The 8498-nt window shown below is 74.8% G+C and carries 6 protein-coding genes and 1 pseudogene; 2 read left to right on the plus strand and 5 right to left on the minus strand.

The window, feature by feature from the left end; genetic code table 11:
- Positions 1–163: 163 nt before the first annotated feature.
- Together BEP24_RS15085 and BEP24_RS15090 are read right to left on the minus strand one after the other, a co-directional pair.
- Positions 164–1933, minus strand: a complete 1770-nt coding sequence (locus BEP24_RS15085) for a phosphatase PAP2 family protein (protein WP_065964787.1) — start codon at positions 1931–1933, stop codon at positions 164–166.
- 147 nt (positions 1934–2080) lie between these two features.
- Entirely contained in the window at positions 2081–3013 is a 933-nt protein-coding gene (locus BEP24_RS15090; RefSeq protein ID WP_171898840.1) for a CPBP family intramembrane glutamic endopeptidase, read from the minus strand.
- On the opposite strand from BEP24_RS15090, the gene BEP24_RS15095 reads away from it, so the two are divergent.
- Positions 3012–3701, plus strand: a complete 690-nt coding sequence (locus BEP24_RS15095; RefSeq protein WP_065964790.1) for a metal-dependent transcriptional regulator — start codon at positions 3012–3014, stop codon at positions 3699–3701. The genes BEP24_RS15090 and BEP24_RS15095 overlap by 2 nt on opposite strands.
- 160 nt (positions 3702–3861) lie before the next feature.
- On the opposite strand, the gene BEP24_RS15100 is transcribed toward BEP24_RS15095, so the two are convergent.
- Together BEP24_RS15100 and BEP24_RS15105 are read right to left on the minus strand one after the other, a co-directional pair.
- Positions 3862–5163, minus strand: a complete 1302-nt coding sequence (locus BEP24_RS15100) for a sodium:proton exchanger (RefSeq protein WP_253181723.1) — start codon at positions 5161–5163, stop codon at positions 3862–3864.
- Between the two features lie 455 nt (positions 5164–5618).
- Positions 5619–6263, minus strand: coding sequence for a HEAT repeat domain-containing protein (locus BEP24_RS15105; protein ID WP_065964791.1), 645 nt, complete (start codon positions 6261–6263; stop codon positions 5619–5621).
- A gap of 130 nt (positions 6264–6393) precedes the next feature.
- Between BEP24_RS15105 and BEP24_RS15110 the strand changes: the two genes are divergently transcribed.
- The gene (locus BEP24_RS15110) at positions 6394–7347 is read left to right on the plus strand and encodes an aldo/keto reductase (protein ID WP_065964793.1); all 954 of its coding nucleotides are present in this window, start codon (positions 6394–6396) and stop codon (positions 7345–7347) included.
- 50 nt (positions 7348–7397) lie between these two features.
- On the opposite strand, the pseudogene BEP24_RS17725 reads toward BEP24_RS15110, so the two are convergent.
- Positions 7398–8498: pseudogene (locus BEP24_RS17725) on the minus strand (hypothetical protein); the annotation flags it as partial.

Genomic DNA, 8498 nt, shown 5'->3' on the forward strand with positions numbered 1-8498 from the left:
CGGGAGGCACGGGGCGGTGGGGCACCGTGCCTCCCGCCCGTCACGGGGCGGCGGACGGGAGGCGCGCTGCGGACCGGCGCCGCGCCTCCCCTCCGTCAGGGGTGGCGGACAGGAGGCGCGGTGCGGGCGGGCACCGCGCCTCCCCTCCGTCGGAGGTGGCGGATCAGCCGCTGACGACGGGCAGGTGCACCCCGGCCGGCACGGCGCCGGCTGCGCCGCCACCGCCCGCGGTCACCGCAGCCGTCACCGTGATGCCGAGCGGCGCGGCGAGCGCCGAGGCGCCGGAGGCGTCGACCAGGTCGAGCGTGTGCGTGCCCGCGGGCGTCGTCGCGGGGATCGTGACGGAGCCGGTCGCGGTGCCGTCGGCCGCGACCGTCAGCGTGCCGACCGTCACCGGGTCGGACCGCAGCACGACCCGGAGCGTGGCACCGGCGGGCAGGCCGGTCCCGCGCAGGGCGATCGCGCTGCCGGCCTGGACGGTGGTGCCCTGCGGGGCGGTCAGCACCCCGGAGACGACCGTGGCCGTGCCGCCGGTGGACAGCACCTTCGCGGTGCCGTCGGACGCGATCGCGACCGTGGCGCTCGTCGCGGCGGCCAGGTCGAGGCGCTCCCACGAGCCGGCGGCGGAGCCGGTCTGGTCGAGGGGGTAGCCCGAGTCGATCTCGGTCTGGGCGAGCACGGCGGTGCGCTGCGCGTCGGTCAGCGTCGGGAACGCCGTGCGGAGCAGGTCGGACGCACCGGCCGGCACCGAGGGAGCCTGACCGGCGACGCCCGTGCGGGGGAAGCCGTAGGTCATGCGCTCGCGGTAGACCGTGACGGCCGATGCACGGTCGGTGACGACCTGCGCGGTGCCGCCGGGCATGGCCTGCCCGCCGTAGGGGTCGTCCGTGTAGCGCTTCTCGGCCGCGATGCACGACGCGAGGGTGCCGCCGCACTTCGCCTGCAGGTAGCCGACGAGCTCGGCGCGGGCGGGCTCGAGGACCTGGGTGCGGTACTGCTCGTCCGACCAGCGGGCGGCGAGGGCGGCCTCACCGTCGATGCGACCGCCCATGATGTCGAGCGGGTAGTGCACGCCGAGCACGATGCGGTCGTTGCCGGCCTCGGACGTGCGGGCGAGGATCTCGGGCGCGAGCTCGGGGACGAGCGTCGCGAGCGTGATGCCGGCCTGGTACGCCGTGGTGGCGTGCCCGGACGGGTACGAGCCGCCCTTGCAGATGCCCTGCTGGCCGTACGAGGCGTCGAGCGCGACGTCGTTCGGCGAGAACTCGTGCGTGGTGTCCGTCGTGGCGGGGACCCGCGTGATCATGAGGTTGCCCTTCGCGTCCGCCCAGGCCTTGCCGACGCGGTTCGCGGTCAGCGAGGACGCGTTGACGGTCGCCGGGTTGCAGTTCACCTGGTCGTCGCCCGCCGGCAGCGTCGCCGTGGGGTCGGTCGGCAGGTAGGGGCGCGGGTAGCTGAAGTGCGCCTTCGCGTCGCCGGTGCCGACGTACGCACCGGACGTGCCGGTCGACGAGTTGATCAGCGCGTTCGTCAGCGGGAGCGCGCCGCTCTGCCGCCCCTGCACGAAGAGCCCGCTGAGCACGTCGCCGAGCCCTTGGGACACCGTGAAGGACTGGTCGTAGGCGGTGTGGGTCGCGTTGTCGTACTCGGCGTCCTGCAGGGCCCGGAACTGCTGCGCGGGCGTCGCGTGCTGGTTGATCCAGCTCGTCAGCTGGTCGTTCGTGGCGAGCGTCGCGGGGTCGTCGACGGTGCCGTGCAGGTCGTTCTTCCCGGCGGACGTCCAGTACTGGTCGTAGCCGTTGAGCAGGGCGATCAGGTTCGGCTTCGCCGAGTCGCTCGGGTACGTCGCCGCCTGGGCGACGAGCGGTGTCCCGAGCACGAGGGCGGTCGCGACCGTCGCGACGGTCACCCCGCTGAGTGCGGTTCTGCGCATGTGTGGTGGTCGCCCGCGGGCGACGCCCCTTTCCTCGATGTACCGGAGTGGAAACACCGTGACGCTAAGGAGGGGCGGTTGCCGGACGGGGAACGTTCCCCCACCAGCGGGTGAACCGGACCGCAGGCTGTGGGGGTTCGCAGGCGGTCAGGCCACGGTCGGGAGGCGCGGCTCGGCACCCTGCCCCGCGTCCACCCCGACGGGTGGCACGTCCCGCCACCGGCGCCGCAGGCGGCGCGGCCGGTCGTCGTGCCACGCGACCATGCCGCCGGCGACGAGCCCGAACGCGAGCACGCCGAACGCCACGAGCCCGATCGCCCCGACGGGCAGCAGGCTCGCCAGGTCCCCGGTGTCCACCGTCGCCGACACCGCGATCGAGCCGAAGTCCCAGAACGCGTGCAGGAGCACGGGCAGCAGCAGGTTGCCGGTCAGCCGCCGGGACAGGTACAGCGTCGAGCCGAACGAGGCCGCGAACACCACCTGGAGCAGGGTCGAGCCGACGGGGGCCCCGGCGAGCACGTTGAGCAGGTGCAGCAGCCCGAAGAGCACGCACGAGGCGATCCACACGCCGAACTCCGGCAACCGGCGGCGGAGCCCGACGAGCAGCACCCCGCGGGTCAGGAGTTCCTCGAAGACGCCGACGAAGAGCACCCCGACGGTCAGCAGCACGAAGTAGTGGCCGGGCAGCGACGACCACCCGACGAAGGGCAGCTTGGCCGCGCACACCACGACGATGAGGACCGGTGCCGTCATCGTCCAGCGCATCGGGGTCCGGCCCGGGTCGACGGTCGCGGTCCGCCACCAGCCGAGGGCCGTCACGTACAGCGCGAGCACGACGACCGCGATGCCCTCGGGCAGGACGAGCGCGTGCACGACGCTGTCGACGGTCCGGCCGAGGGAGTCGTAGTCGTCGCTCGGGCGGGACCGCCACGCGCTCACGGCGGCGAACGCCACGAGCGGGGCGAGTCCGAGCAGCAGGGACGGCGGTACCGGCCAGCGGCGTCCGCGGTCGCCCGTCCCCGTGACGCCCGTCGTAGGCGTGACGGCCGTGGCCCCGCGCCGTCCGTACCATTGAGGCATGCGGCTCCCCTCCCTCAGCACCATGGCAGAGGACTACGTGAAACTCGTGTGGAAGGACGGCGAGCGCGGCGGGACCGGTCTGGCGACGCGGGACATCGCCGCGGCGCTCGGGGTGTCCGCGTCGACCGTGTCGGGGAACCTCCGCAAGCTCGACCGCGACGGCCTGATCGAGCACACCCCGTACTACGGCGTCGTCCTCACGCCCCTCGGCCAGCAGGTCGCGGTGGCGATGGTCCGACGGCACCGGCTCATCGAGACGTTCCTGGTCCAGCGGCTCGGCTACGGCTGGGACGAGGTGCACACCGAAGCCGAGGCGCTCGAGCACGCGGTGTCCGAGACGTTCCTCGACCGCGTGGACGCCGACCTCGGCAACCCGACGCACGACCCGCACGGCGACCCGATCCCGCGCGCGGACGGCACCGTGCCCGACTCACCCGGCACGCTGCTCGGACTGGTCGCCCCCGGGTCGTGCGGCACCGTCGACCGGGTGTCCGACGACGACCCGTCGCTGCTGCGCTACTTCGACGAGCTCGGCGTCGGGCTCGGGACGCACCTGCGCGTGGAGCAGGTGCGGGACTACGCGGGCGTGATCGCCGTCGCCCGCCGGGGCCCTGGCGGCGAGGAGTCCCTCGTCGACCTGCCGGCCGCGGCCGCGAGCGCGATCTGGCTCGCCCCCGACGCCGACTGACGCTCCCGCGCCCCGCGCGCGCGGGAGCCGTGTGTGCGGAACACGTCGCGCGCACCGACCGAGCGTGACGGATCGTGCCCGCGCGGCGGCCGCCGCACGGCGTGTCCCGCGCGCTCGCGGCGGCCGTCAGCCGGCCGTCGTGCCCCGGCGCAGCGGAGCGTCAGCTGCGAGCAGTCCCCGCCCGCCGGAACGGCGCCGCGAGCGTCGGCAGGACCGCCGCGCGCTGCACCCACAGCACCACGAGCGCGACGGCCACGTGCACGCCGCTCAGCACCCACCGCCCGCTCGTGTCGGTGACGACGAACTGCACCGCGAACAGGGCCAGGAGCGCGATCGCCGACCACCGGTGGAACCGCAGCGCGACGATGATCGCCACGCCGAGCACGGTCTGCGACGCGGTGAGCACGAACTCCTCGACCTGCCGGGCGTCGAGCGGCAGCCCGCCCGTCGTCCCGCCGCCGAGCACGTGCGCGATCGGCAGCGACCCGACGAGCAGCGACCACTGGTTGACCTTCGACGCGATGAGCGTCCCGATCGCCGCACCGCCCATCCCGCGCAGTGCGAAGAGCGCGGCGACGATGAACTCCGGCGCCTCGGTCGCGATCGGTGCGAGCCACTGCACGAGGAAGTAGCTGTCGACGCCGAGCGCGCTGCCGGACTGCACCAGGGCGTCGGCGAACGGCTCGGCCGACGCCAGGATCACCGCGGCCGCGACGACGAACAGCGCGACGACCGTCCAGCGACGGGCCCGCTGCGGCATCGCGGCGATGTTCCCGGCCATGCCGACGAGCTCCTCGTCGTCGTCACCGTCGGGCACCTGCGACGCACGCCACAGGTACGCGGCGAACGCGGCGAGCAGCAGCACCCCGAACCACACCGGGATCGACCCCATGGCCGGGATGAGGAACGCGACGAGGGCGAGCAGCGCGAGGAAGCCGATGTCCAGCCGCGAGGACTGCTCGAGCCGGAGCACCTTCGTCGCCGCTGCCGGGAGCGCCCCGACCCGCACGTACCGCCGGGCGACGAGCAGCGAGATCACCACGACGAGCGGCCAGCCGAACCCGAGGAGCAGCCGGTTCGACCCGGTCATGTTGGCGGCGGCGAACTGCTCGTAGGCGGGCTCCGAGCCGGACCGGAAGGCGTAGTACAGGTCGACGGCGTACTCGGGCAGCACGGCGATGAGCGCGAGCAGGGCGATCGCGAGCGCACCCGCGATGTCCTTCTGCGCGGCCTCGGCGGCCCACGCGAGCAGGAACGAGGCCGCGACGACGGCCCCGCCGAACACGAGCAGGTCGACGACGGGGTTCGGCGCGAGCCCACCGACGCGGAAGACGACGGCGGGCAGGGCGAGCACGACGCACAGGGCGATGCGCGCCCAGGCGCTGCGCCCCATCCGTCGGGGCGCGCTCGACGTGTCGGTGGTCCGGGTGGACCCGGTGGCGGGCGCGGTGGTGTCGATCACGGGGTGGTCCCTTGGTCGGGCCGCACCGACTTGCGCAGGGGGTGGGAGCGCTTCGGCACGACAGAACGGCCGAAGGTCTCGCTCGCCCGCCGGGTGGGACCGGACGGGTGGTGCACCGGGCCGATCGTCGTGATGGCCAGTGTGTCGATGCACGCGCTGGGAGCTACTCCCCTTCGCCGACCACTCTGCCCGCCGCCGATCGGCACGTGCAAGCCGATCCGCCCTGTTCGGCGGCCCGAATCCGGGTGTTCCCCGGCCCGCCCCGGGCCGCCGGGCGCGGCCGTCCCGTCGCGCGGCGCACGACACGCGCGACCGCGTCCGCTCGGTGGAGCAGGAAGCGTCGGGTCGGCGGGCGCGACCCGACGTCGTCTGCTCCGTCGACGCGGTCGGCGCGACCAGGGGACGGACGGGAGGCGCGGTGCGGGCCCGCCACGGGCCTCCCGTCCGTCAGGGGGTCAGCCGGAGGCGCGCCCGCTGCGTCCCAGGGCCACCTCGCGTCGTGCGCGCTCGACGGCGAGCGCCGAGCCGGCGTCCGGGTCGGCGAGGAGCCGCTCGGTGTCCGCGACGTGCTCGCGGACGGCCTCGCCGCGGCGCGCGGCGGCGTCCGCGAGGACGGGGGCGACGACCTCCTCGCCGAGGGTGACGAGTGCCCGGCTCAGCGCGAGTCGCCGCTCCCGGTCCCCGGTGCCGAGTTCCCGCGTGAGCCGGCGGGCCAGGGCAGGGCGCTCCTCGGCGGGCGCGAGCAGGACCGCGGCGCGCCAGGCGGTCCGGGAGACGCCGGGGTCGGGGTCGCCCAGTGCCTCGGCGACCGCCGGGTACACCGACCCGTCGCGGATCTTCGACAGCGTGTGCAGCGCCTGCGAGCGGGCCTGCGCCTCGGGGCGGTCGAGCTGGTCGACCAACCGGGGCACGACCAGCTCGGCCGGGAGCCGCACGAGCGACCACGTCAGGGCCTCGCGCACCTGCAGGTCCGGATCGACCGCGCACCGTTCGAGCAGGACGTCGAGGTCGGCCGGGTCGGCTGCGGTCCCGAGTGCCATCACGGCACGCAGGCGCACCGAGGACCGGGGGTCGGTGAGGGCTTCGAGGGCGGTGGTCATCCGTCGATGCAACACCGCGCACCCGTGCGGCACCGTGACGCGGACCCACCCGGTGGCCAGAGCGCGGGCGTAGCGTGGCGCGGTCCGGGCCCGTCCCGGCCACCCCCCACGACCACGAAAGGACCCCCGCATGCCCCGCATCGGAACCAGCGACCTCCACGTGTTCCCCCTCGCCCTCGGCGGCAACGTCTTCGGCTGGACCGCCGACGAGCAGACTTCGCACCGCGTGCTCGACGCGTTCACCGGCGCCGGCGGCGACTTCGTCGACTCGGCCGACGTGTACTCCGCCTGGGCCCCCGGCAACGAGGGCGGCGAGTCGGAGCGGGTCATCGGCTCGTGGCTGCGGGCCTCGGGCAAGCGCGACGACGTCGTGATCGCCACGAAGGTGTCGCAGCACCCGCAGTACAGCGGCCTGTCGGCGGCCAACGTCGCCGCGGCGGCCCGGGCCAGCCTGGAGCGCCTCGGCACCGACCGGATCGACCTGTACTACGCGCACTTCGACGACCAGGACACCCCGCTCGAGGAGACCGTCCGCGCGTTCGACCAGCTCGTCCGTGAGGGCCTCGTGCGGTGCACGGCCATCTCGAACTACTCGCGCGAGCGGGCCGAGGAGTGGATCCGCATCGCGAAGGCCGAGGGGCTCGCGCTGCCGGTCGCGATCCAGCCGCACTACAACCTCGTCACGCGCGAGCCCTACGAGTCGGAGATCGCGCCGCTCGCCGCCGCGGAGGGCCTGGGCGTCGTACCGTACTTCGCCCTCGCCGCCGGGTTCCTCACCGGCAAGTACCGGACGAAGGAGGACTTCGCGGGCAAGGACCGCGAGGGCCAGGTGTCGGGCTACTTCTCGGACGCGGGGCTGGCCGTGGTCGACACGCTCGACCGCATCGCCGGTGCGCACGATGCCGAGATCGCCTCGGTGGCGCTGGCCTGGCTGCAGGGCCGGCCGGACGTCGTCGCGCCGATCGCGAGCGCGCGGAACACCGAGCAGCTGCCGGCGCTGCTCGCCTCGGCGGAGCTCGAGCTCACCGCCGACGAGGTGCAGGCGCTCGACGACGCGTCGGCGGCGGTGCCCGCGCAGGCGTGAAGCCCCGAGTGTCGCCCCGGGTCGGAGGTCTCCGGCCCGGGGCGGTGCTCCTACTTGCCGGAGGGCGCCAGCGAGCCGGTCAGCATGTCCCCGGAGGACCGCGTCGCGAAGCACGAGATGAACGTGTTGCCCTGGTCCCACGTGGTCTGGTCGGGAGCGTAGGCACCCTGGACCTGCACGTCACCGACCTTCGCGGCCGCCGCGGTGTCGATCGCCTGCGCCGTCTGGCAGGTCTTCGCCGCCTGTGCCGCGAGGGCGTCCGGCCCGGGCCACTGGCTCGCCTCGACCTGCAGGCGGGCGGTCAGCTGGGCGGTGTGCGGCGTCGAGCAGTCGACCACCGTGTACGAGTCCGCCCACGCGTTCGTGTACGGCGTCAGGCACTCGCCGCCGGCCAGGTCGGTCCAGGTGTGGACCCCGGGCCCGGCCTGCGTGGTGGCGAACCGGAGCGTCGCCGCGGGCTGCTCGGCCGGGGCGCTGTCCGCAGCCGCCTCGGGCGTCGTCGCCGGGGTCGCGGGCGCCGACGCGGCAGCGCTCGAGGTCGCCGCGGGCCGCTGCTCGTCGATCGAGCCGCCGAGGATCCACCGGGTCAGGGCGAAGACCGCCACGAGCAGCAGGGCGATGAGCACGATCGAGCCGCCGATGAGGAGCTGCTTGCCGCGCTTGCCCTCGCTCCGGAGCCGAGCGACGCCCTCGTTGATGAAGTTGTCGCGGTCGCCGTCGTCCGCCCGTGCGGACGGGGTCGACCCGTTCCCGCGCGCGGACGCGGCGGAGCCCGGCGCTCCGGCACCGGACGCGTGACCGACGGAGGGCTGTTCGGCGGGGACGGCGCGACGGGCCTGCTGCTCGTCGGGCCGGACGACGGCGGGCATCATCCGCGTGCCGGTCGCCTCGGGGTCGTACCCGGTCTCGTCGAGCTGCTGCACGGCCTCGGTGCCGAACAGGTCCTTGATGACGCCGGTGTCGCTCGTCTCGCGGCCGTCCCACTCGGACTGGTCGAGGTCGTCGGGCGCCGTCGCCGGGAGCCGGTCGGGCTCCTCGACAGGGACCTGGTCGGGTTCCCCGGCGGCGCGCTGGTCGGGGTCGGCGGCCCACGGCAGGTGGTCGGCCGGGGTGGCGGCTGGCCGGGGCGCCGGCTCGGGCTCGACGAGCGG

The organism is Curtobacterium sp. UCD-KPL2560 (assembly GCF_001705035.1).
Classification (GTDB): domain Bacteria; phylum Actinomycetota; class Actinomycetes; order Actinomycetales; family Microbacteriaceae; genus Curtobacterium.